The 21,954-nt window shown below is 70.1% G+C and carries 19 protein-coding genes and 2 pseudogenes; 12 read left to right on the top strand and 9 right to left on the bottom strand.

Annotation, left to right across the window (positions count from 1 at the left end; genetic code table 11):
• Nucleotides 1-29: 29 nt before the first annotated feature.
• Nucleotides 30-275 (bottom strand): GntR family transcriptional regulator, encoded by a 246-nt coding sequence (locus tag ACWD3C_RS13020; RefSeq protein WP_451143116.1) that lies wholly within the window; start codon nucleotides 273-275, stop codon nucleotides 30-32.
• A 150-nt stretch (nucleotides 276-425) separates the two neighbouring features.
• Here ACWD3C_RS13020 and ACWD3C_RS13015 point away from each other — a divergent pair, with 150 nt between their 5' ends.
• The 4 genes from ACWD3C_RS13015 to ACWD3C_RS13000 all read left to right on the top strand — a co-directional run bounded on the left by ACWD3C_RS13015 (nucleotide 426) and on the right by ACWD3C_RS13000 (nucleotide 2,279).
• A complete protein-coding gene (locus ACWD3C_RS13015) occupies nucleotides 426-746 on the top strand; it encodes a hypothetical protein (RefSeq protein WP_451143114.1) in 321 nt (106 codons plus the stop codon).
• A gap of 17 nt (nucleotides 747-763) precedes the next feature.
• The gene (locus tag ACWD3C_RS13010; protein WP_451143112.1) at nucleotides 764-1,060 is read left to right on the top strand and encodes a hypothetical protein; all 297 of its coding nucleotides are present in this window, start codon (nucleotides 764-766) and stop codon (nucleotides 1,058-1,060) included.
• Nucleotides 1,061-1,384: 324 nt separating this feature from the next.
• On the top strand, nucleotides 1,385-1,726 hold the full coding sequence (locus tag ACWD3C_RS13005) for a MazG nucleotide pyrophosphohydrolase domain-containing protein (RefSeq protein WP_451143110.1): 342 nt from the start codon (nucleotides 1,385-1,387) through the stop codon (nucleotides 1,724-1,726).
• A 76-nt stretch (nucleotides 1,727-1,802) separates the two neighbouring features.
• Nucleotides 1,803-2,279 carry an HIT family protein gene (locus tag ACWD3C_RS13000; RefSeq protein WP_451143108.1) on the top strand — a complete coding sequence of 159 codons (477 nt, stop codon included), beginning with the start codon at nucleotides 1,803-1,805 and terminating at the stop codon, nucleotides 2,277-2,279.
• 42 nt (nucleotides 2,280-2,321) lie between these two features.
• Here the strand turns inward: ACWD3C_RS13000 and ACWD3C_RS12995 are convergent, their stop codons facing one another.
• Both ACWD3C_RS12995 and ACWD3C_RS12990 read right to left on the bottom strand, forming a co-directional pair.
• Entirely contained in the window at nucleotides 2,322-2,777 is a 456-nt protein-coding gene (locus tag ACWD3C_RS12995) for a hypothetical protein (RefSeq protein ID WP_451143106.1), read from the bottom strand.
• Nucleotides 2,778-3,233: 456 nt separating this feature from the next.
• Nucleotides 3,234-6,164, bottom strand: a complete 2,931-nt coding sequence (locus ACWD3C_RS12990) for an FAD-binding and (Fe-S)-binding domain-containing protein (RefSeq protein WP_451143104.1) — start codon at nucleotides 6,162-6,164, stop codon at nucleotides 3,234-3,236.
• A gap of 352 nt (nucleotides 6,165-6,516) precedes the next feature.
• Here ACWD3C_RS12990 and ACWD3C_RS12985 point away from each other — a divergent pair, with 352 nt between their 5' ends.
• The 6 genes and pseudogenes from ACWD3C_RS12985 to ACWD3C_RS12960 form a co-directional block, all read left to right on the top strand.
• Complete coding sequence (locus tag ACWD3C_RS12985) at nucleotides 6,517-8,250, top strand: sensor histidine kinase (protein ID WP_451143102.1); 1,734 nt, start codon at nucleotides 6,517-6,519, stop codon at nucleotides 8,248-8,250.
• Nucleotides 8,247-8,648, top strand: a pseudogene (locus tag ACWD3C_RS12980) (roadblock/LC7 domain-containing protein); the annotation flags it as partial. The gene ACWD3C_RS12985 and the pseudogene ACWD3C_RS12980, both read left to right, overlap by 4 nt.
• Nucleotides 8,649-8,827: 179 nt before the next feature.
• On the top strand, nucleotides 8,828-9,175 hold the full coding sequence (locus tag ACWD3C_RS12975; protein ID WP_451143100.1) for a DUF742 domain-containing protein: 348 nt from the start codon (nucleotides 8,828-8,830) through the stop codon (nucleotides 9,173-9,175).
• 250 nt (nucleotides 9,176-9,425) lie between these two features.
• Nucleotides 9,426-10,649 carry a cytochrome P450 gene (locus ACWD3C_RS12970; RefSeq protein WP_451143223.1) on the top strand — a complete coding sequence of 408 codons (1,224 nt, stop codon included), beginning with the start codon at nucleotides 9,426-9,428 and terminating at the stop codon, nucleotides 10,647-10,649.
• 81 nt (nucleotides 10,650-10,730) lie between these two features.
• The gene (gene serC, locus ACWD3C_RS12965) at nucleotides 10,731-11,849 is read left to right on the top strand and encodes a phosphoserine transaminase (protein ID WP_451143098.1); all 1,119 of its coding nucleotides are present in this window, start codon (nucleotides 10,731-10,733) and stop codon (nucleotides 11,847-11,849) included.
• 125 nt (nucleotides 11,850-11,974) lie between these two features.
• Nucleotides 11,975-12,557 (top strand): annotated as a pseudogene (locus ACWD3C_RS12960) (transposase family protein); the annotation flags it as partial.
• A gap of 6 nt (nucleotides 12,558-12,563) precedes the next feature.
• Here ACWD3C_RS12960 and ACWD3C_RS12955 read toward each other — a convergent pair.
• The 4 genes from ACWD3C_RS12955 to ACWD3C_RS12940 all read right to left on the bottom strand — a co-directional run bounded on the left by ACWD3C_RS12955 (nucleotide 12,564) and on the right by ACWD3C_RS12940 (nucleotide 18,013).
• Entirely contained in the window at nucleotides 12,564-14,108 is a 1,545-nt protein-coding gene (locus tag ACWD3C_RS12955; protein WP_451143096.1) for a fused MFS/spermidine synthase, read from the bottom strand.
• A 326-nt stretch (nucleotides 14,109-14,434) separates the two neighbouring features.
• Nucleotides 14,435-15,949: a cellulase family glycosylhydrolase gene (locus tag ACWD3C_RS12950; protein WP_451143094.1), complete on the bottom strand. Its 1,515-nt coding sequence runs from the start codon at nucleotides 15,947-15,949 to the stop codon at nucleotides 14,435-14,437.
• A gap of 214 nt (nucleotides 15,950-16,163) precedes the next feature.
• Complete coding sequence (locus tag ACWD3C_RS12945) at nucleotides 16,164-16,943, bottom strand: ABC transporter permease (protein ID WP_451143221.1); 780 nt, start codon at nucleotides 16,941-16,943, stop codon at nucleotides 16,164-16,166.
• Between the two features lie 89 nt (nucleotides 16,944-17,032).
• Nucleotides 17,033-18,013 (bottom strand): ATP-binding cassette domain-containing protein, encoded by a 981-nt coding sequence (locus tag ACWD3C_RS12940; RefSeq protein ID WP_451143092.1) that lies wholly within the window; start codon nucleotides 18,011-18,013, stop codon nucleotides 17,033-17,035.
• Between the two features lie 103 nt (nucleotides 18,014-18,116).
• Between ACWD3C_RS12940 and ACWD3C_RS12935 the strand changes: the two genes are divergently transcribed.
• Both ACWD3C_RS12935 and ACWD3C_RS12930 read left to right on the top strand, forming a co-directional pair.
• Nucleotides 18,117-18,884: a TetR/AcrR family transcriptional regulator gene (locus tag ACWD3C_RS12935; protein WP_451143090.1), complete on the top strand. Its 768-nt coding sequence runs from the start codon at nucleotides 18,117-18,119 to the stop codon at nucleotides 18,882-18,884.
• 31 nt (nucleotides 18,885-18,915) lie between these two features.
• Nucleotides 18,916-19,326: a PPOX class F420-dependent oxidoreductase gene (locus ACWD3C_RS12930; protein WP_451143088.1), complete on the top strand. Its 411-nt coding sequence runs from the start codon at nucleotides 18,916-18,918 to the stop codon at nucleotides 19,324-19,326.
• 86 nt (nucleotides 19,327-19,412) lie between these two features.
• Here the strand turns inward: ACWD3C_RS12930 and ACWD3C_RS12925 are convergent, their stop codons facing one another.
• Both ACWD3C_RS12925 and ACWD3C_RS12920 read right to left on the bottom strand, forming a co-directional pair.
• Nucleotides 19,413-20,405 (bottom strand): WD40 repeat domain-containing protein, encoded by a 993-nt coding sequence (locus ACWD3C_RS12925; protein ID WP_451143086.1) that lies wholly within the window; start codon nucleotides 20,403-20,405, stop codon nucleotides 19,413-19,415.
• A gap of 164 nt (nucleotides 20,406-20,569) precedes the next feature.
• Nucleotides 20,570-21,766 (bottom strand): RNA-guided endonuclease InsQ/TnpB family protein, encoded by a 1,197-nt coding sequence (locus ACWD3C_RS12920; RefSeq protein WP_451143084.1) that lies wholly within the window; start codon nucleotides 21,764-21,766, stop codon nucleotides 20,570-20,572.
• Between the last annotated feature and the right edge of the window lie 188 nt (nucleotides 21,767-21,954).

Raw genomic sequence — 21,954 nt, 5'->3', positions numbered from 1 at the left:
GCTGCCGCACGAGGCCCACACTCCGCCGACTACGTCTCATGCTTCTGGGGCCGCTCGGCGACGAAGGAGCCGAGGCCGGGCTCGGTGTAGATGAGCCCTTCCCTGCGCAGCCCTTGGTGCACTTTCTGCGCGGTCGCTGTTGCGATGCCGAATTCAGCAATGATCTGCATGACGGACGGCACTCGCGTACGTGGTGGGTAGGTCCCGTCCTCGATCCGCCTGCGGATGACTTCAGCGACCTGCCGCCAGCGAGGAATGTCTGGTACGAACTGCATCACTACACCACCATGCCCATACTGCGGACACTAGTGCGATCCGTGATACTCCCCCCACTATGGCTAGAGCGAGACGCGGAAGACCCCCGCGACGGGAGCAAGCCGTCCGGGGGCGTGGCCACCAGCCAAACCTGAACGGAGCTGATGACAGTGACCGACCTTATCGGTCGCCTCGTTGCCTGGGTGAGCCTCCTGCTCATCCCGCGAGGCGCGCACCGACGCGTCACACACCACCGCACACACCCGGCCGCCCCTCCCTCAGCCACCAGTCCGCCCCCGGCCCGACCCGCACTCCCCGCCCACCGCAGCCCCTACGGCCTGGACACCCCACTCGACGGCACCGCCACCGTGGCCATACGCCCGTACGTGACCGCCCACGAGCAACGCCAACGGCGGCGCGAACTGGCCATGGCCGCAATGGGGCTGGACATGCCCGGCCCGTGCTGGATTCACGGGATGGAGGTCGCGTAATGCGAGGTACGGAAACGATGGCCGAACCGCCGGAACCGCCGCGCGAGGCCCGCCTGTTGCCCTGGGCCGGTTCCGAGGGCAAGGTCTGCTACCTGATCACCGACGAGCAGGGGGGACCGGCCTCCCGCCTGGCCGACGTCACGGAGTCCATCCAGCTCGGCATGGGCACGAACCTGCTCGCCCACGCCCGTGACCTGCTCCCGGACACGCCTCGGGGTGAACTCCGTTTCCTTGCCGAGCGATTGACCGAGGCGCTCGGTGATGTCATCCGCGTCGCCGAGAGTCGAGGGCGGCGGCTGAGGCAGCTGGGCTGAGCGGCCACGAAGACAGCCCGATGCGGTGATGGGGCCGGACCGTTCCGGCCCCATCACCGTGCTCTCATCTGTTGGCGACCGCCTGTGCCGTGAACCAGGACGTGCACACCGAATGCCGCCAGACCACCGACGTCCCGCTGCCTCACGCCCCCGGCATCCTGCTCCAGCGCCGCTGCGGATGCCGCTGCCACTCACACAGCAGTCAGGCCCCCTCAACCCCGACGGACGGTGGCGGCAGGGAGAGCAGGTAAGTGAGTGTGGTGGGTAGGTCGTGCCCGGGTGTCGGGATCGGCCAGGGCACCGTGACGCGAAAGGGTGGGCGTTGTGGATCTTGGGGAGTTGCGCGAGCAGGCACTGCGTATCCATGACCTGTACGACGAGCTCAACCTCCACCAGCGGGGCCGGTTATGGACGCGGGAGGAGTTCATGCTCGGGTTCGTGGGCGATGTCGGTGACTTGGCGAAGCTGGTCATGGCGGAGGAGGGGGCGCGCGAGGTGCCGGGCGGACGGGCGGCGCTGGAGCATGAACTCGCGGACTGCCTGTGGTCGGTGATCGTTCTGGCGCACAAGTACGGGGTCGATCTTGAGGACGCCTTCCGCCGCACGATGGCGGAGCTGGACTCGGCGATCACCAGCCGTCTGCCGGCGAGTGGAGCGGGGTCGTGAGGGGCGGCGTGTTCGCTGCCGAGCGGTCGGGGTCGGGGCGGAGGGGGTGAGGGTGAGGCCAGTGGAGCGGCGGACGATGGATCTCGACGCCTACGCGGCTCGCGCCCAGGGCGGGCCGTGTTTCGTCTGCGCCTTCGTGGGCGGTGACCCGGACTACCGGCACGAGGCGGTGTACGAGGACGAGGACCACGTGGCCTTCCTCGACCGGTGGCCCACCTTGCCGGGCAAGGTTCTGGTCGCGCCGAAGGCCCATGTCGAGCATGTGGTGCGAGATCTGGACGAGGACCGGTACACCCGGCTGATGCTGGTGGTGCGCAAAGTGGCGCTGGCCGTGGAGGCGGTGTTCGCGCCGGAGCGCACGTATGTGCTGTCTCTGGGCAGCCAGCAGGGCAATGCGCATCTGCACTGGCACATCGCAGGGCTGCCGCCCGGAGTGCCGTACGAGCGCCAGCAGTATCAGGCGCTCATGGCAGAGAACGGGGTGCTTACCTACGGCTCGGGCGAGGGCGCTCGATTGGCCCGCGAGCTGCGCGAGGCGATCGACGCCCCTTAACCGATGCCCTTTGGAAACGGAGACGGGCAGAGACGAGGAAGGTCAGCTCTGGGTCGTTTTCGGAGTGCTCGGTGTTTCGCCCGGCAGTGTGACGACCCCGCCGATCTCCTGGGTCACGCGGGCGTGCCCCTTGAGGAACGCGAGTCGGTTCAGCAGGGTGTAGCCCTCGCACAGCACGGTCTCGTGGCCGTCGTACGACTCCAGGTTGAGAACGGCGGCCTCCACGTGCGTGATCTCGCTGACCAGCATCGGTATGCCGGGGCTGCCGAGGGCGTGTGCGGCGCCGGCGCGTTCGTGCAGGACGGGTACGAGTGCGGATCCGCTGGCGTCGGTGATGGTCGACGCGGAACTGTCGCTCAGCCGGCGCAGCTGCGCCCGCGCGTGGAAGGTGACTCGCTCGATCGTCCGCAGTTCGTCGGCGGTGATCTCGAAGGCCGACGGGGGCTGTGACACGGCGTCGAGAGCGGCGCGCTTGGGACGTCTGCGCAGGAACGACATGGAGGCGGGACTCCTCACGGGCAGGCGAGCACGAGCAAGACTTGACGACGGGAGTGTCAAGGGGCGAACTCTGTGGCAACGCGGGTCAGATGGCGTGGGGAGACCGAATGCGGCCCTTCTGACAGGGGGAAGCGCTTCCACGGTAGAAAAGGAATCGGCCACTTGATCGTCGCAAATGCTTACGAATACGTAACGCTGTACGGTTGGAGGTCGCCTTCTCTTGTTATTTCATCCCGTATGCGGTGCTTTGTTCCACGCTGCCCCCGTGATGCCCCGTGGCGCCATGTCGCACTGAGGGACAGGCACACGACAGGACCCCCGCGACTCGGTTCGGTTCGCGACCCCGAGTCACGGGAGGCCCTTGGCTCGTGAGGAAATCGGCGCCCCTAGTTCGTACGGCGCCCCCTTCAGGCGGCCCCTCAGCCCTGGTGGAGCTTGTCGCTGCCCGGCCCTCCGTCAGCCTCTCCCCGGCCCTCTCTCCAGCCCTTCCGCCAGCACCTCCGCCAAGTGCCACCCCCGCCGATCTGCCAGTTGCTCCAACTGCGTACGGCACGAGAAGCCGTCGGCCAGGAGCACGGCGTCCGGCTCCGCTTCCCGTACCGTCGGCAGGAGTTGCTCCTCGGCGCACGCTCTCGACACCTCGAAGTGCCCCTTCTCGAAGCCGAAGTTGCCCGCGAGACCACAGCAGCCGCCCGAAAGGACACCTGTGAGGCCGGCCGCCTCGCGCAGGCGGCGGTCGGGGGCGTCGCCGAGGACGGCGTGCTGGTGACAGTGCGTCTGGCCGATGACCGGGCGGTCGAGGTGGGGTGGGGTCCAGTGCGGGGCCCGCTCCTCCAGGATCTCGGCGAAGGTGCAGACGGCGGCGGACAGTTGGGCCGCCCGCTCGTCGTCGTGGAGGAGCTCCGGTACGTCCGTACGCAGGGCCGCCGCGCAGCTCGGTTCCAGGACGACGACCGGGGCCCCGGAGGCCAGGACCGGTTCCATGAGGTCGAGAGTGCGGCGCATGACCGTGCGGGCGCGGTCGAGTTGGCCGGTGGAGACGTACGTCAGGCCGCAGCAGACCCGGCCTCGGGTGCCTCTCCGGGGCAGGGCCGACACCCCGTCTCCGATGAGCGGCCCCGACCGGCGTACCGTCGGCGGCAGCGCCACCGTCAACCCGGCCGCATCCAGGACTCGTACGGCCGCCCGCCCCACCGACGGTGACAGGTACTCGGTGAACGTGTCCGGCCACAGGACGACCACCTCGCCTCCGCCGCTCGCGGCCCCGCGACGCCGCCTCCACCACCGGGTGAACGGCTCACGGGCCAACCGGGGGATCCGCCGTTCCGGCGCGATGCCGCCCAGGCGCTTCGCCACCGACGTCAACGGGGCTACGGAGGACAGGGTGTTGAGCAGGGCGGCCGTTCGCGTACGGGCGGCCAGGCGGAGCCACTCCGGGAGTCGGCCCATCGCGTAGTGGGCCATCGGGCGGCGGCGGCCCGCGTAGTGGTGGTGGAGGAACTCCGCCTTGTACGTGGCCATGTCGACCCCGACCGGGCAGTCGGAGCGGCAGCCCTTGCAGGAGAGGCAGAGGTCGAGGGCGTCGCGGACCTCCGGCGAGCGCCAGCCGTCGGTCACCACCTCCCCGGCCAGCATCTCGTGCAGCAGCCGGGCACGCCCGCGCGTGGAGTGCTCCTCCTCCCCCGTCGCCCGGAACGACGGGCACATGACTCCTGGTCCGGCGGCTGTCTCCGTACGGCACTTGGCCACCCCCACGCACCGCCGCACCGCCGCCGAGAAGTCCCCGCTGTCCTCCGGGTAACCGAAGGCCACGTCGACCGGCTCGCGCGGCAGTACGGCGAAGCGCAGGTTCGAGTCCAGGGGCGCGGGGCGTACCAGCATTCCGGGGTTCAGCACATCGTCCGGGTCCCAGATCGCCTTGACGCGCTCGAACAGGCCGATGATCTCCGGGCCGTACATCTTGGGCAGCAGCTCCGCCCGCGCCTGCCCGTCGCCGTGCTCCCCGGAGAGCGAACCGCCGTGGGACACGACCAACTCGGCCAGCTCCTCCGAGAAGCGGCGGAAGCGGCCGACCCCGGCCGGCGACATGAGGTCGAAGTCGATGCGTACGTGGATGCAGCCGTCGCCGAAGTGGCCGTACGGCGTGCCGCGCAGTCCGTGCGTGCCCAGCAGCGCCCGGAAATCCCGCAGATACGCCCCCAGCCGCGCCGGCGGTACCGCGCAGTCCTCCCAGCCCGGCCAGGCCTCGCTGCCGTCCGGCATGCGGGTGGCCGTACCGCTGGCGTCCTCGCGGATGCGCCAGAGGGTGCGTTGGGCGGACGGGTCCGACACGACCGCCGCGTCCACGGCATCCGCCGCCCGTACGATCGCCTCGGCCTGCGCCCGCGCCTCGGCCGCCGTGTCGCCGCCCGTCTCCACGAACAGCCAGGCCCCGCCCTTCGGCAGGCCCGCCCCGGCCGGGACCAGGTCCGCCGCCATTCCCTCGACCGTCAGCGGGCCGTGCGGCAGCAGGCCGGCCGCCGCCTGAGCCGCCGCGCTGTCGTCGGCGTACGCCAGGACGGCGAGCGCACGCGCGCGTGGGGACTCGACCAGTCGTACGACCGCCTCCGTGAGGACCCCGAGCGTGCCCTCGGAGCCGCAGAAGGAACGGGCCACGTCCGCGCCCTTCTCGGGGAGCAGGGCGTCCAGGGCATAGCCCGAGATACGGCGCGGGAAGGACGGGAGGGAGGGGAAGCCGGTCCTCAGAGGTGCCAAGTTCCCTTCCACCAAGGCTCGGAGGCCCTCGGGGGCGCCCGCCCAGTCCTGGCCCAGGCGCAGGGCGTCCCCGTTACCGCTGATCACCGACAGCTCGCGCACACTGTCCGCCGTCGTGCCCCAGGCCACCGAGTGGGAGCCGCAGGAGTTGTTGCCGATCATGCCGCCGAGGGTGCAGCGGCTGTGGGTGGAGGGGTCGGGGCCGAAGCGGAGGCCGTGCGGGGCGGCCACCTCCTGGAGGCGGTCCAGGACCAGGCCCGGCTGCACGACGGCGAGCCGCTCCCCGGGGTCGAGGGACAGGACGCGGTTCATGTGACGGGTGAAGTCCAGCACCACCCCCGTACCCGTGGCCTGCCCGGCGATCGACGTACCGCCGCCCCGCGCCACGACCGGCACCCCGCGCGCGTGGCAGACGGACAGGGCAGCCGCCACGTCGTCCGCGTCCCGTGGGGACACGACGCCGAGCGGGACCCGTCGGTAGTTCGACGCGTCCATGGTCGTGAGCGCGCGGGCGGTCGCGTCGAAGGCGACCTCGCCGCGGACCGCCGTACGCAGCTCGTCGCACAAGGCCCTCGCAGCCCTCGCAGCACTCGCGGCCTTCGACTCCCGCAGTTCTTCCCCGAGATCCGTCATGCCCCCAGGATGCATCCGACCACTGACAGTGACCGCCATTGATCGCGGGGCGACCGGAAGTGCGCCGGAGGTGCGCTCGGGATGCGCTGGGTCTGCGCTGCGGATGCGCCGTCGGGTGCGCCGGAACGCGCCCCCGGGAGCCCCGTCGGATTCCGTGAACGAAATAGGAACCAGCCCATTCCGATCACGAACTCCCATATAGTGACGGCCAATTGAGCATCAGATGTCGCTTCCCACGCAGGAAGCGGACGTGGACACGAACCACGAACCAAGAACCACGAACCGCGACCCAAAACCTACGAACCACGACCTACGAACGAGGAACCACCGAGGCCACGACCGAGGACGACTCATGACCGCGCCCCACCCCCCAGGCGAACGCCCCAGCCTCCGCACCCTCGTGCCCGTACCCCTGCTCACGGCCCTGCTCGCCGCTGCCGCGGTCGGCGGCGCGGTGGCCGTGGCCCCGGCCTCGGCGCGATTAGCTCTCGCCGGGGGCACGGGCGCCGCGGCCCTCGCGCTCACCGTCGCCGTCGCGGTGGCCACCCACGCCGTACAGACGGCCAAGCTCCTGCGCCGCCGCCTCGACTCCCTCGCCCGGGACACCGGGCGGATGGTGCAGGAACGGGTGCGGCTGGCCGAGGAGTTCAGCCAGGAGCGGGGACGGCTGACCGACGAGTTCGTACGGGAGCGGGCGCGTGTCGCGGAGGGGTTCGCGCGCGAACGGGCCCGTCTGACCGAGGAGTTGGAGGAGGAACGGCGGCGGAGCGGAGCCGAGCGCACCCGGCTCGCCGAGGAGAAGTCCCAGCTCGCCGAAGAGGTCCGCAAGGCCACCGGTGAGCGCGCCGCCGCCATCTCCGTCACCGCCAACGTGGCCGGCCGGCTCCAGGCGCTCGCCACCGGCACCCTCGCCGACCTGCGCGCCATGGAGGAACGCCACGCCGACGAGGACGTCCTCACCGACCTCCTCCACCTCGACCACCGCACCGCCCAGGCCGGCCGTCTCGCCGACTCCATCGCCGTCCTCGCGGGCGCGCGTTCCGGGCGCCGCTGGGCGCGTCCGATCGTCATGGAGTCGATCCTGCGGGGCGCGATGGGCCGCATCGGCGGCTACCGCCGCGTCCGCCTCCACTCCTCCAGCGAGGCCGCCGTCGCCGGCCACGCCGCCGAAGGCGTGATGCACGCCCTCGCCGAACTCCTCGACAACGCCGCGAACTTCTCGCCGCCCACCGCCGAGGTCCACGTCTACGTCGAGGAAGTCCCCTCCGGCGTCATCGTCTCCGTCGAGGACTCGGGGCTCGTCATGAGCGACGTGCAGTTGCGGCGCGCCGAGCGTGCCGTATCCGGGGAGGACGGCGACCTGACCAGCCTGTCGGGTACGCGGCTGGGGCTCGCGGTGGTGGGGCGGCTGGCGCGCAAGTACGGGCTGAAGGTGTCGTTCCGGCCGTCCGCGCGGGGCGGTACGGGGGTGTTGATGCTCGTTCCGCAGGAGTTGCTGGCGGGGGCTGCGGTGCCGGTTCCGGTGCCCGCGAGCGTGCCGTCGACGGCTCCGGTGCGGTCGGCGGCTCCGGTGCGGTCGAGGTCGTCGGCGCGGCCGCCCCTCACCGATCCTGATCCGACTCCGCCCCGGACCCACGTCCTGGACTCCGACCTGTCGTACGCCGCCGGGCGCGCGCCCGAGGACCTGGACCTGGAGCCCGCACCGTCCCACGACTCACCGAACTCCCCGGACGCCCCGAAGGCACCCGCTGGTGAGCCCTTCGACGCCCTCGGCGCCCTCCCCAAGCGCCGTCGCGGCCAGCACCTCGCCGAGGCCGAGGCCCGCACACGTACGAACGCCAACACCAACGCGAACGCGAACACGAACGCCACTGCCGACGCAGACCCCGACACGGGCTCCACGCCCCGGCCCACCGACTACCCCATCACCAGCGCGGCCCGCTTCGGCAGCTTCCGCAACGCGGTCCGCGGTACGGCGCCGGACCAGGCGGTGGTCCAGGGCACCACGACAGCCGCCGCCCCCGCCTCCGCCGCACCCTGGCACTCGCACCTGGACACGGACCCGGAAGGTGACCCCACCCCATGACCAGCCTTACCGGTACCACCGACGCGAAGCTCACCTGGCTCATCGAGGGCCTGTTGGAGCGCACGCCGGGCGCACGGCACGCGCTCGTGCTCTCACGGGACGGGCTGAAGCTGTGCCGTACGCCGGAACTCTCCGTCGACCAGGCCGACCAGCTCTCCGCGATCGCCGCCGGGATCCAGTCGCTGTCCTACGGGGCGTCGATGGAGTTCGGCGACGGCAGCGGGGGTGTGCGGTCGGCGATGGCGGAGTTCTACGGCGGAGTGCTGTTCATCGTGGAGGCGGGCGAGGGCGCCCATCTCGCCGTGGTCACGGACGAGGACGCCGACGCGGGGCTCGTCGGGCACAACATGAGCGAGCTGGTCGAGCAACTCGGGGAGCATCTGAGCGCGCGGCCACGCGGGGCGACGAGTACGGCCACGGGTGCGGAACTGAGTGCGGCGGCGGACATGATGTCGGGTTCGGCGCCCGGGTCCGGGTCCGGTGGGGCGGCGGGTGTGGTGCCGGGTGCGGCGACAGGTGCGGAATGGGGCAACGGCTCCGGTACGGCACCGGATACGTCACCTCGTACGTCGCCGTCATGAGCCGACCCGGCAGGGACGACTCGCCCGACCGGCTGTACACCCTCACGGGAGGGCGCAGCCGGTCCGCGCCCGACACACCGTTCGACCTGGTGACCCTGGTGGTCGCCGAGAGCCAGCCGGTGCCGGGCATGCAGTCGGAGCACGTGGTGATCCTGCGGCTCACCGAGCGGCCCACGGCGGTCGTGGAGATCGCGGCCGGGCTGCGGTTGCCGGTGAGCATCACGAAGATCCTGCTCTCCGACCTCCTCGCGGCGGGGCGCGTCAGCGCGCGTCATCCGCACAAGACCGCGGTCATCGACCCCGACATCCTGGAGCAGGTGCTCGTTGGACTCCGCAACCTTTGACGGGGGATCCGGGGAATCCGGGGGATCCCAGGCCTCCGGCGCCTCCGGGACACCCGAGGATTCCGGCCCCCGTCCCCACCCCCACCCCCGCCCGCTCGCCGCGAGCCCCGAGGCGTCGAAAGACCTCGGCTTCTTCGGCCTACGCGAGTCGACGCCTCCCTCACTCACCTCTCCCACCACACCCGCCACCCCCACCACTCCCGCCCCCTTCAACTTCAACAGCCCCCATTTCCAGGCCGAACCCGCCGAGCTGTACCGGGAGTTACGGCGTGAGCACGGTGCCGTGGCGCCGGTCGAGCTCGACGGGGGCATACCGGCGTGGCTGGTGCTGGGCTATCGCGAACTGCACCAAGTCACGGGTGATCCGGGGCTGTTCAGCAGTGACTCGGGGCTGTGGAGCCAGTGGCCGTACATCCCCGACGACTGGCCGTTGCTGCCGGTGATCGGCCGTAAGCAGCCGTCGATCCTGCACACGACCGGTGAACGTCACCGTACGCGCGCCTCGGTGATCAGCGACGCGTTGGAGGCCGTTGACCCGTTCGAACTGCGGGCGTACGCCGAGAAGTTCGCGGACGAGTTGATCGACGCGGTGTGCGCGCGGGGCTCGGCGGATCTGGTCGGGGAGTACGCGGCGCTGTTGCCGGTGCGGGTGCTCTCGGTACTTTTCGGGTTCCCGGAGGAACAGGGGCCCGGCCTCGTCAGCGCGCTCAACGACATGCTCGACGGGCGGGAACGGGCGAGTGCGGGGCAGGCGCATGTGCTCGCGTCCATGGCGCGGTTGCTTGCCGAGCGGAGGGCTCGGCCGGGGCGGGATGTCGTGTCACGAATGCTCGCGAGCGCGAGCACGGGTGGTCTCGCCGACGGCTTCGCCACCGGCCCCACCGGTCTCACCGGTCTCACCGGTCTCACCGGTCTCACGGACGAGGAGATCGCCCGCGATCTGGTGGTCATGCTGACGGCCGGGCATCAGCCGACCGCCGACTGGATCGGGAACTCGCTGCGGCTGATGCTGACGGACGAGCGTTTCGCCGCCTCGCTCTTCGGCGGGCGCAACAGCGTCGCCGAGGCCATGAACGAGGTCCTGTGGGAGGACGCCCCCGCCCAGAACGTGGCCGGGCGCTGGGCCTCCCGTGACACCCAGCTCGGGGGGCGGCTCATCCGTGCGGGTGATCTGCTGATCCTGGGGTTGCAGGGGGCGAACTCCGACCCCCAGGTCCGTACCGACTCCTCCGCGCTGACCGGCGGCAACAACGCCCACTTCGCCTTCGGGCACGGGGAGCACCGGTGCCCCTTCCCGGCCCAGGAGGTGGCGGAGGTCATCGCCCGCACGGGCATCGAGGTCGTACTGGACCGGCTGCCGGACGTCGACCTGACGGTGCCGGTCCGATCCCTGCCGCGGAGGGCTTCGCCGTGGGTGCGGGGGTTGAGGGAACTGCCGGTGCGGTTCACGCCTACGCCGGCGGCTGGGAGCTGAGGTCGGGGGGTGTGGTGGCGGGGCGTCTCACCCGACGGACGACGTTTCGCCCACGTTTCATCCAGCCGATAGGCTCCCCCCGTGGCTGATATCCAGATCCCCGCTGACATCAAGCCCGCCGACGGACGATTCGGCGCTGGCCCCTCCAAGGTGCGGACGGAGGCGCTGGACGCGCTCGCCGCCACCGGTACGTCTCTCATGGGCACCTCCCACCGCCAGGCCCCGGTGAAGAACCTGGTCGGCAAGGTGCGCGAGGGCATCAGCACCCTCTTCTCCCTCCCCGACGGGTACGAGGTCGTCCTCGGCAACGGCGGCTCCACCGCGTTCTGGGACATCGCGACCCACGGGCTGATCGAGAACAAGTCGCAGCACCTCAGCTTCGGCGAGTTCAGCTCGAAGTTCGCGAAGGCCGCCAAGCTCGCCCCCTGGCTGGCCGAGCCGACCGTCATCGCCACGGACCCGGGCACGCACCCCGAGCCGGAGGCCGAGGCGGGCGTCGACGTCTACGCGTTCACCCACAACGAGACCTCCACCGGCGTCGCGATGCCCATCAAGCGCGTGGCGGGCGCCGACGAGGGCGCCCTGGTCCTGGTCGACGCCACGTCCGGTGCGGGCGGCCTGCCGGTCGACATCGCCGAGACCGATGTCTACTACTTCGCCCCGCAGAAGTCCTTCGCCTCGGACGGCGGCCTCTGGATCGGCGTCTTCTCCCCGGCCGCCATCGAGCGCGCCGAGCGCGTCCACGCGAGCGGCCGCCACGTACCGGAGTTCTTCAGCCTCCCCACGGCGATCGACAACTCCCGCAAGAACCAGACGTACAACACTCCGGCCCTCGCCACCCTCTTCCTCCTCAACGACCAGTTGGAGTGGCTCAACGGCCAGGGCGGCCTGGACTGGTCGGTCCGCCGCACGGCGACCTCCTCCCGCACGCTCTACGGCTGGGCCGAGGACATCAAGTACGCCAACCCGTTCGTCACCGACCCGGCCAAGCGCTCCCAGGTCATCGGCACGATCGACTTCTCGGACGAGGTCGACGCCGCCGCCGTCGCCAAGGTCCTGCGCGCCAACGGCATCGTCGACACCGAGCCCTACCGCAAGCTCGGCCGCAACCAGCTCCGCGTCGCGATGTTCCCGGCCATCGACCCGGCGGACGTCGAGGCGCTGACGAAGTGCGTCGACTATGTGATCGAGAAGCTGTAGTCGTTCCCAGCGGTACGACGATGAGGGCGCCCGGCGAACACCGGGCGCCCTGCTTCGTATCGGCACAGCGTCACCCGGCGGCCGAGCGCGCTTCCGCGCGGACGATCAGTGTGCCGATGTGGCCGGGCTTCGGAGCGTCGAGCACGCGCGCTTCGGCCGAGGCGAAGGCGACAGCCGTCATCGATCTGCTCGCCGACCGCGCACCCGGGCTGCTACGTGCGCTGCGCGAAGCCGACCCCGACTACGTCCTGCTGGATGGCACCCTCGCGGAATGCGACCGGGTCGGCGACAGCCGGGCCGACTACTCCCACCAGCACCGCCGACACGGGGTGAATGTGCAGGTGGTGACAGACCCGACGGGGCGACTGCTGTGGATCTCGCCCGCCCTGCCCGGCCACGCGCACGACCTGACCGCGGCCCGCACCTACCGGACCCTCCGGATCTGCGAACGCCAGGGCATCCCGGTCCTCGCCGACCGCGCCTACCTGGGCGCCGGTCCCTGGGTGACCACACCCGTCAGACGCCCGCCCAGCGGTCAGCCGGCTGACCCAGCGCACGGCCAACCGCGCGCTCTGCGCGGCGCGGGCACCCGTGGAACAGGGCATGGCCCAGCTGAAGTCCTGGCGCGTCTTCCGCAGAGCCCGGTGCAGGCCGAATCGAATGTCGTCCATCACCGCGGCCGTCCTCACCCTGGAGCGGCAACGCTGAAAGAACTCACTGGCTGCTCCGTGGGCTGTAGGGCTGGAGGAGTTGGTCGACGGGTGCGTAGTCGTCGGTGAGCAGTTGGGCATCGCCGATCCAGGAGGTGAGGTCGTCGCCGGTGGCGATCTTCCAGTCGGTTTGCCGGGCGTCCAGCGCTTCCTGGGTCGCGCGTAGGTCGACTGGTCGGTTGGAGGCGAGCACCACCAGATTGCCGCCCTCGGGGGTGGCGGTCGGGGCGAGGCCGATATCGGTGGGTTCGCCGACGAGGGCGACGTGCTCGAAGGTCTCGCTGAGGGTGGCTACTTCGGCACGCGCGAAGTCCATGCCCCCGTGATCGATGAGGTTGGCAACGTACAGGCCGTCCTCGTTGAGCACCCGCCGTACGTCAGTCATCGCTTCCACTGTGGTGAGGTGCCACGGCACGCTGACACCCCCGAAAGCGTCGCCGACGACGAGGTCACGACTGCCGGCGTCCAGTCGCCGCAGGCCGAGCCTGCCGTCCTCGACGCGTACGTCGATACCGGCTCCTGATCTCAGACCGAGTTGCTCGCGGTCGATGCGCACGACCCCGCTGTCGATCTCGGATACAAGGCTGCGCGTCCCGGGCCGCGTGGCCGCGAGGTATCGGGGAAAGGTGAGCCCGCCGCCGCCCAGGTGGTGGGCAGCAAGTGGGTCACCTTCGGGAAAGGCGACATCGACCACCGACGCGATGGCGCGCACGTACTCAAACTCCAGGAAGGTCGGGTCGTCGACGTCGACGTAGGAGTGCCGCAGGCCGTCCAGAACGAGTGTGCGGCCGCTGTCCCGGTCGGGGTCTGCGACGACTCGTGCGCAGTGGTACCTCGTCTCCACGTCGCAGCCACCGGGCGCGACCGTGGTGGCGAGGCCGCCGGCGACGACCACGAGCGTGAGGGCAGGAGTGCCGCTCCACCCGCGCGTTCGCCACTCGACCAGCGCCGAGCCGACCACCAGCAGTGTTCCGAGGCCGATCAGGATGCCGCTGACCGGCAACCGCGATACGAGGACGAAGCCGGTGAGGACGGTGCCGAAGATGGCGCCGACGGTGCCGACGCCGGACAGTCGGCCGACAACCGTTCCGGTCTCGGCGAGGCTGGTAAGACGCAACTTGGTCACGATCGGCGTCACCGCAGAGAGCAGCGCGCCCGGCACGAGGATGGTCAGCGACGCGATCAACAAGAGCAACGCTGGTGCCCACTCCGCAGTGGTGCGCAGTACGGCAGGGGTGAGCGCCACGACCGCTCCCGACACCCCGAGCGAGGGGCCTATGAGCCGGCGTGGATTGACCTGGTCGGCGATGCGCCCACCCAGCCAGGAGCCGAGGGCGATCGCGGTGAGCGCGATGCCGATCACCATGGTGCTGGTCTCGAGGGTGAGGCCGAGGTAGGGAGCCAGCAGCCGCAAAGCGACGATCTCGACCACCAGGACTGCGGCCGAGGACCCGAACACAAGCACGGCAGCGGCACGGGGACCCAGGCCGTAGTCGCGAGGCCTGCCCTCGGCGGCAGGCGAGGAAGACGATCTGCTCACGGGCGACATCCTTGCATGCGACTCATCGACCGAACAGCATGGCGAGAATCCTCAATCCTCCAGCTACTTCAGCTACCTGGGTGAGCCACCGCGCGGCACGTCCACGCCCAGCCCCCCTGGCCGCCACCCGTGTTCAGCGAATACCGACGGGCGCGCCATGGCGGAGCGAATACGGCCTTGGAGTTTGTGTCGGCCACGGCACTCAGGCCCAGCAAGGCGACGCCCGCCGCTGGTTCATCCGGCGGGGCGGCCCTCTACAGGCGTCAGTGCACTTCCAGCGGTCCGTACGTGGGATGGGGGCGCCCAGTGGTCACCGGGCACCCCCATCCCGCATCTCACGTCGCCGTGCAGCTCACCTCCGGCACACCCCCACCCCCAGGCGCACCCCCGAACCCGAAGCTCGCCGAACCGCCCGCCGAGATCGCCCCGTTGTGCGCGGCGTTGGACGCGGTGACGGTGCCGCCCGTCTGGGTGTACGACGCGTTCCACATCGACGTGACCTGCTGCGAGCCGCCCCAAGTCCACCTCACCTTCCAGGAGTTGAGCGGAGTCGCACCCGTGTTGGTCACCTTCACCTCGGCGTTGAAGCCGCCGCCCCAGTCGCTGCTGACGGTGTAGGCGGCGGCACAGGACGCCGTACCCCCACCGGGGTCGCCCCCACCGGGCCCGCCCGGGAATCCCGGCGCCTTGATGCTCGCCAGATACCCGTCCTTCACCGTGTCCACGGTCGACCAGTCGTCCTTGAGGATCCCGCCCGTGTCACCGGAGTTGGGGTTCCACGACCAGAAGGTCCAGTGGAAGCTGTCGGCACCGTGCTCCGACGTCGACCGCAGGTAGGTCACCAGCGCGGACAGCCAGCGCTGGTCCACCGTGGACTGGAGCGTCGTACCGAACTCGCCGACCCACACGGGCGCGATGTTCTGCTTGAAGATGTAACCCCAGTACCTGTCCCAGATCCCCGGCATGTTGGCGGGGAAGGACGGGTCGTCGAACCAGTCCTGGTGGGCGACGCTGGTGGCGTAGTCGTGGGCGGAGTAGACCAGCCGGTTCGGTACGTCGAGCTGGACCGGGTGGTCCGCGACGCCCATCAGGTTGCCGCCCCACCAGCCGTTGACGCCGTTGTACGTCTGCACGCCCTCGACGAAGATCAGCAGCTCGGGGTTGACGGACAGGACGGCGTTCCCTGCCCGCTGTGCCGCCAGCCGCCAGTCCCTTGCCGTGTCGCCGCAGCCCCAACAGGACGGGTCGTGCGGCTCGTTGTGCAGGTCGATGCCTACGACGGTGGGGTCGCCCGCGTAACGGGAGGCCAGGGAGCGGAGGTTCGTGATCCAGGTCGACTCGGGGACGGCCGAGGTGTACCAGAGGGCGGACTGCCCGGCCGCGTCGGGGCGGTGCCGGTCGAGGATGACCTTCAGGCCGCCCTGACCGGCGTACGCCACGACCCGGTCCAGGACCTGGAGGGAGGTCAGGCCCTGCAGGTCGGCGTTCTTGCCGTCGGCGAAGTTGATGCTGTCGGGCATCGTGCCGGGCTTGAGGATGTCGTCGCTGTAGGGCAGCCGGATGGTGTTGTAGCCCAGCGACCTCATCTGGTCGATCATGCTCTTGTAGTCGCGCGCCCAGAGTCCGTGGACGACGTGGTTGGCGGTCTCGAAGCCGAACCAGTTGATCCCGGCGACACGGACCGGCTGCCCGGCCTCGTCCAGGATCTGACGGCCGCTGGTGTGCCAGTACCCGGCGCCGGGCTCCGCGTGGGTCTCCGCCGCGTGGGCCGGCTGCGCACCGGCCCCGGCCAGCGGTAACAGGAGCGCGGCGGCCACCGCGCACAGCGCTCTTCGCAAGCTGCGGAACATGTCGCTGCTTCCTCTCGGGAGGCGCGGGCCCGGAACGAGTGGGAGCGCTCCCACATCCCGCACCTCCCATGGAAGTCAGGTCACATGGACACGTCAAGAAGTCCGGCACCACCGGATGGAGTCCGGCACCACGACCGGACACCGGTGACGTCCACCAAATACGGCGGACGTCACCGAATGCGGCGGACGGGACGTCACCGACATCCAGCCGCCGTCACCGGCTCAACCGCTGGAACCTCCGCACCGCCAGCGGCAGGAAGATCACCGTCAGTGCCACCGGCCACACCCCCGCCATGAGCAGCGCATGCTGCTCGACCCACGAGTCCCCGCTGCCCACCGGCGTGCCGAACAGCTCGCGCGTCGCCGCGGCCGTGGAGGAGATCGGGTTCCAGGCGGCGACCCAGCCCAGCCAGTCCGGCATCAACTGGGGTGCCACGAAGATGCTGGAGATCATCGTCAGAGGGAAGGCGACCGCGAACAGACCGCCCGCCGCCTCCGGGTTGGGGACGAGGAGGCCGAGCCACACCCCGATCCAGATCAGGGCGAAGCGAAGCCACAGCAACAGGCCGAAGGCGAGGACGAAGTCCAGCCCGCCGTCCGGACGCCAGCCCATCGCGAGCGCGGTCAGCATCAGGATCGTCAACTCGGCGCAGGCGACGATGAGATCGGTGACCCCTCGTCCGGCGACCACCGCGGACGGTGCCATCGGCATGGAGCGGAAACGGTCGATGACGCCTTTGGTGGAGTCGTACACCACGAGCGTGGCCGTGTTGATGAAGCCGAAGGCCATGGTCATCACGAACATGCCCGGCATCAGGAAGTCCCTGTAGTCCCCGCCGCCGGGGACCTTCATGGCGCTGCCGAAGACATAGCCGTACAACAGCACGGACAGGATCGGGAAGCCCAACTGCCAGGCTATGTTGATGGGTTGACGCTGGTAGTGGGTGAGGCCGCGGCGGACGATGTTCCAGCAGTCGGCGAGCAGCCAGTACATACGCGTACGCGTAAGCCCACCGCGGCCCGGCCCCTCGGCCAGGCCTTCAGCCCGGTCCTCGACCTGATCCTCCGTCAGATCCAACGTGCTCACTTCGCCGCCCCCTTCGTCTCCGTCATCCCCGTCCTCTCCGTACGGTGGCCCGTCAGGCGCAGGAACACGTCGTCCAGGCTCGGTCGCCGCAGGCCGATGTCCTCGACCGGGACCCCCTCGTCCTGGAGCGTGCGCGCCACCTCCGTAAGGGCCGAGACCCGGTCGTTCACCGGTGCGTGCACCCTCAACTCCGTCTCGTCGGACTCGGGTTCGCCGTCCGCCACGCGGGCGACGACCTTCACCGCGTGCGGGATGTCGGTCCGCTCGGCGACGACGACCTCGATACGGTCGCCGCCCACCGTGTTCTTCAGGCCGTCCGGGGTGTCGTCGGCGATGGCCCGCCCCTGGTCGATCACGGTGATGCGGGAGGCCAGCTTGTCGGCCTCCTCCAGATACTGGGTGGTCAGCAGCACCGTCGTGCCGCCGGCCACCAACGCCCGTACGGAGTCCCAGACTTCACCCCGGCTGCGCGGGTCGAGGCCTGTCGTCGGCTCGTCGAGGAAGAGGACCGCCGGGGCGAGGATCATGGAGGCGGCGAGGTCGAGACGGCGGCGCATGCCTCCGCTGTACTTGCCGACCCCCTTCTCGGCGGCGTCGGTCAGGTCGAACTGCTCCAGGAGTTCCACCGCCCGCGCCTTGGCGCGCCTGCCGCCCAGGTGGAACAGGCGGCCGAACATCTCCAGGTTCTGACGTCCCGTCAACACCTCGTCCACGGCCGCGTACTGCCCCGTGAGCCCGATCCGGGCCCGCACCTCGCGCGGCCGCCGGGCGACGTCGAGACCGGCCACCTCCGCCTGTCCCCCGTCCAGCCGTACGAGCGTGGAGAGGATGCGTACGGCGGTGGTCTTGCCCGCGCCGTTCGGGCCGAGCAGCCCGTGCACCGTGCCCTCGCGGACGGTGAGATCGAAACCGTCCAGGGCGGGTTTCTCGCCGTACCGCTTCTCCAGACCTTCGGCCCGTACCGCGTATCCGTCCATAGCCCCTCAGCCCCTCCCATGAGCCCCGATTAAATCGAGTACACCGTACCCGATTGCGCGTACACCGTACCCAATTTTTTCGCGGGGATCTAAGCTGAGCCGTATGACGAGCGGCAAGGGCGGTACGGAGACCAGCGGCAGCGGCGATATCGCCCGCACCCTCGAACTGCTGTGGGACACCGGGCGGCGACCGAGCCGCGGGCCCAAGCCGGGACTGACGCTCGACCGGATCGTGGAGACGGCCGTCCAGGTCGCGGACAGCGAGGGTCTGGAGGCGGTGTCGATGCGCCGGATCGCCACCGAGCTCGGCACCGGCGCGATGTCGCTCTACCGCTACGTGCCCGGCAAGGGCGAGCTGCTCGACCTCATGCTGGACCGCGTCCAGCGTCCGTCCGAGAACCCGGCGAACCTCGGCGACGGCAGCTGGCGCTCCGCCCTGGAGGCCCTGGGCCGCGCGACCCTCGGCGTCTACCGCCGCCACCCCTGGCTGCTCCAGGTCAACCAGTCCCGCCCGATCCTCGGCCCGAGCGCGCTCGACGGCCTGGAGAAGGTGCTGTCACTCATCAGGCCGATGGGACTGACCGACCCCGAGCTGATCTCGGCGATCATCATGGTCGACGGGTACGTCGTCGGGGCGGCCCGTACGCAGTTGTACGCGCAGGAGGCGGAGCGGCGGACAGGGCTGACGGACAAGGAGTTCTGGGAGGCGCACGGCCCGGTGCTGGAGAAGGTCATGGCCGGCGGGCGGTACCCGGTCCTCGCCTCACTCTCCGAGGACACGTTCGGCCCCGACTTCGACCACTTCGAGTTCGGGTTGCAGCGGATGCTGGACGGGCTGGAGGTGCTGGTTGCCCGGCGCAGCACAGCGTGACAAAACCGCCGGCCCATGCCTGTATGGAGGCATGAGTACTCCGACTCCGAGCCCCGAGCTCACCCCCTTCGTCAAGCAGTGGGCCGTCCTGCTCACCAGCCACAAGAAGGACGGCACCGGCGTCGGCACCCCCGTGAACCTCGTGGTCGAGGGTGACCACGCCTACTTCCGCACCCCGGGCAGCGCCTGGAAGACCAAGCGCATCCGCAACAACCCCGGCGTGGAGATCGCCCCCTCCACCGCACGCGGCGCCCCGACCGGCCCCGAGATCCACGCCCGCGCCCGGCTCCTGGATCACGACAGCCCCGAGGACAAGCACGCGGCGAAGATGCTGCGCCGCAAGTACCCGCTCACCCACGGCGTCTTCGTCCCGCTCGCCCACAAGGTGATGAGGACGCCGACCCTGCACTACGAGGTACGGGTGGAGGAAGAGGCCGAGTAGCGTCGCCCGAGCAGTAACGCCCGAGGCAGCGCCCGAGCAGCGCGAGGCGTCCCCCGCAGAGCCCAGGGACCCCGGAGGGGCACTCCTCAAGACCTCCGCGTCAACCGCCTCAGCCCCCACAGCACGACGACGCCCCCGGCGACGGCCAGCGCACCGACCTGGAACCCGGAACCAGCCCCGTCACCGTCGCTCCCGGACGCCCCGGAGTCCCCCTCCCCGGAGGGCGCGGGCCCGCTGCTCTCCCCCTCCGGCACCTCCCTGGCGACCACCGAACTCCCCTCCCCCTCAGTGCCGTACAGAATCCGGGAGCCGTCCGCCGTGTACGTCATCGACTCCCCCTGCCGCTGCAAGGGCACGCTCAGCCGGCCGATCCGCTTCGGATTGCCGTCGTTCCAGTCGTACGCGATCCCGCCGAAGTACCCGCGTACGGCGAGCTGCCGGCCGTCGGGCGAGAAGGCGCCGTCGGTGACCCACAGGTCGATGGGGGCGACGCGGCGGAAGGTGTTGGTGCCGCTGGCCGAGAGTTCGGCCGGGCCCTCGTACAGCGAGCCGCCGTCCTCGTACTTGTCCACGATGTACACCCGCCCGGTCTTCGGATGCACCAGCAGCGCCTCCGCGTCGCGGGCCCCGTCGGCGTACTTCACGACGTACTGCGTGGCGCGGATCGTCTGGTCCCTCAGCTCCTTCGGCTCGGGCAGTTCGTAGATCCACACGTAGTCCCAGGTGCCGCCGAGGTTGTCGCCGATGTCGCCGACGAAGAGGCGGTTGCCGGGTCCGATGGAGATCGCCTCGACGTCACGCGGCTCGCCGACGCCGGTCAGGGTGACCGTGGCAACGGTCTCCCCGGTCTCGCTGTCGACGGCGTAGAGGAAGGCCCCGTCGTCGCTGTCGTTGTGCGTCCAGTAGATCCCCGGGTGCTGGCGGGAGGCGGCGAGGCCGCTGGACTCGGTGATCCGGGGGTCCTCGATGGTGAACCCGTCGTCGGCGGCGACCGCGGGGGCGGCCGGGGTGACGGCGAGGAGGACCCCGACGAGGCCTGCGAGGAAGCCTGTGAGGAGGGCGAGCGATCGACGACGCATCCCCCAAGCCTGCCATCCCGCCCGTGAAACGACGTGACTTCGCGGCCGGTCACCCTATGCCCGCCCCCGATCACCCCAACTGCCCCGCTACCCCGGAACCGCACCGGGCGCTGACGCTCACCACACCCGTTGGCTTCTTCCCTCTCGGCGAACGAGGGGGATTCCTACGGCTCGCGCCGTGGGTTTTCCTGCTTCGTCGCCGACCGCCCGCCCGGATTTTTCCGTTGAGGTCTTACACCGGCTCCACAGGCCGAAGCTGCCAGCCCGGCAGCCTTGAGGTTGCGTGCCGCGTTCACGTCGCGGTCGTGCGTGGTGCCGCAGTCGCACGTCCAGGTGCGGACGTTAAGCGGCATCTTCTCTTGCAGGGTGCCGCAGAAGGAGCACAGCCTGGACGAGGGGAACCACCGGTCGATGGCGATCACCTCGCGCCCGTACCACTGGGCCTTGTACTCCAGCATCGTCCGGAACTGCGTCCACGCCGCGTCCGAGATCGCTCGGGCGAGAGAGTGGTTCTTGAGCATGTTCCGGACGGTCAGGTCCTCGATCACGATCGTTTGGTTCTCACGAACGAGACAGGTAGTGACCTTGTGCAGATGGTCACGCCTGCGATCAGCAATGCGGGCGTGGATCTTCGCGACCTTGCGCCGGGCCTTGGCCCGGTTGGCGCCGCCGCCCTCGGCCTTGCGGGACAGTGCCCGCTGAGCCTTCGCCAGCCGGGCACGGTCCTTGCGCTCGTGCCTCAAGTTGGTGATCTTCTCTCCAGTCGAGAGGGTCAGCAAGTGGTCCAGGCCCGCATCGATCCCGACCGCCGCATCCCTGGGCGGGAGCGGCCTGACGGACGGGTCCTCGCACAGCATCGAGACGAACCAGCGGCCCGCACTGTCCTGCGAGACCGTCACGGTCGACGGCATCGCACCCTCGGGGAGCGCGCGGGACCACACGATGTCGAGCGGATCCTTCATCTTCGCGAGCGTCAGCTTCCCGTCCCGGTACCGGAACGCCGAGGACGTGTACTCCGCCGAGCGGCGCGACTTCTTCCGCGACTTGAAGCGCGGGTACCTGCCCCGCTTCTCCCAGAAGTTGACGAACGCGCCTTGCAGGTGCCGAAGCGTCTGCTGGAGAGGAACCGACGAGACGTCGTTGAGGTAGGCAAGCTCCTCGGTTTTCTTCCACGCCGTCAGCATCGCCGACGTCGCGTTGTAGTTGACCCGATCCTGCCGAAGCGTCCACGCCTCCGTACGGGCCTGGAGCGCCATGTTCCAGACCCTCCGCACGCACCCGAACGTGCGCGACAGCTCAGCTGCCTGCGCATCAGTCGGATAGAAGCGGTATTTGAACGCCCGCTTCACGTGAGTGACCATGGCTCACCAACTATCACATCAACTTGTGACTTCCTGTGGCGGGATGATGGGCGGACGCCGAATCGCCCGGTGGTGAGTCGACTCTCCCCGCCCTGCGCCGCAGGAGTCTGATTCCTCTCCCGGCTGAGCAGAAGAAATCAGATAGACGGCAAGCGCACGGAGAACAACGGCTGGAGGACCGGCCGCGT

It is taken from the genome of Streptomyces sp. NPDC002845 (genome assembly GCF_053591955.1).
This window is presented reverse-complemented; position numbering and strand designations above follow the sequence as displayed.

Coding starts and splice junctions, on each gene's coding strand:
- ACWD3C_RS12950 (WP_451143094.1), bottom strand. CDS start 15,949: ATGTTCCGCAGCTTGCGAAGAGCGCTGTGCGCGGTGGCCGCCGCGCTC.
- ACWD3C_RS12985 (WP_451143102.1), top strand. CDS start 6,517: ATGACCGCGCCCCACCCCCCAGGCGAACGCCCCAGCCTCCGCACCCTC.
- ACWD3C_RS12955 (WP_451143096.1), bottom strand. CDS start 14,108: ATGTCGCCCGTGAGCAGATCGTCTTCCTCGCCTGCCGCCGAGGGCAGG.
- ACWD3C_RS13010 (WP_451143112.1), top strand. CDS start 764: ATGGCCGAACCGCCGGAACCGCCGCGCGAGGCCCGCCTGTTGCCCTGG.
- ACWD3C_RS12930 (WP_451143088.1), top strand. CDS start 18,916: ATGAGTACTCCGACTCCGAGCCCCGAGCTCACCCCCTTCGTCAAGCAG.
- ACWD3C_RS12920 (WP_451143084.1), bottom strand. CDS start 21,766: ATGGTCACTCACGTGAAGCGGGCGTTCAAATACCGCTTCTATCCGACT.
- ACWD3C_RS12925 (WP_451143086.1), bottom strand. CDS start 20,405: ATGCGTCGTCGATCGCTCGCCCTCCTCACAGGCTTCCTCGCAGGCCTC.
- ACWD3C_RS12990 (WP_451143104.1), bottom strand. CDS start 6,164: ATGACGGATCTCGGGGAAGAACTGCGGGAGTCGAAGGCCGCGAGTGCT.
- ACWD3C_RS12995 (WP_451143106.1), bottom strand. CDS start 2,777: ATGTCGTTCCTGCGCAGACGTCCCAAGCGCGCCGCTCTCGACGCCGTG.
- ACWD3C_RS13020 (WP_451143116.1), bottom strand. CDS start 275: ATGCAGTTCGTACCAGACATTCCTCGCTGGCGGCAGGTCGCTGAAGTC.
- ACWD3C_RS12940 (WP_451143092.1), bottom strand. CDS start 18,013: ATGGACGGATACGCGGTACGGGCCGAAGGTCTGGAGAAGCGGTACGGC.
- ACWD3C_RS13000 (WP_451143108.1), top strand. CDS start 1,803: ATGGATCTCGACGCCTACGCGGCTCGCGCCCAGGGCGGGCCGTGTTTC.
- ACWD3C_RS12935 (WP_451143090.1), top strand. CDS start 18,117: ATGACGAGCGGCAAGGGCGGTACGGAGACCAGCGGCAGCGGCGATATC.
- ACWD3C_RS12945 (WP_451143221.1), bottom strand. CDS start 16,943: ATGTACTGGCTGCTCGCCGACTGCTGGAACATCGTCCGCCGCGGCCTC.
- ACWD3C_RS12975 (WP_451143100.1), top strand. CDS start 8,828: ATGAGCCGACCCGGCAGGGACGACTCGCCCGACCGGCTGTACACCCTC.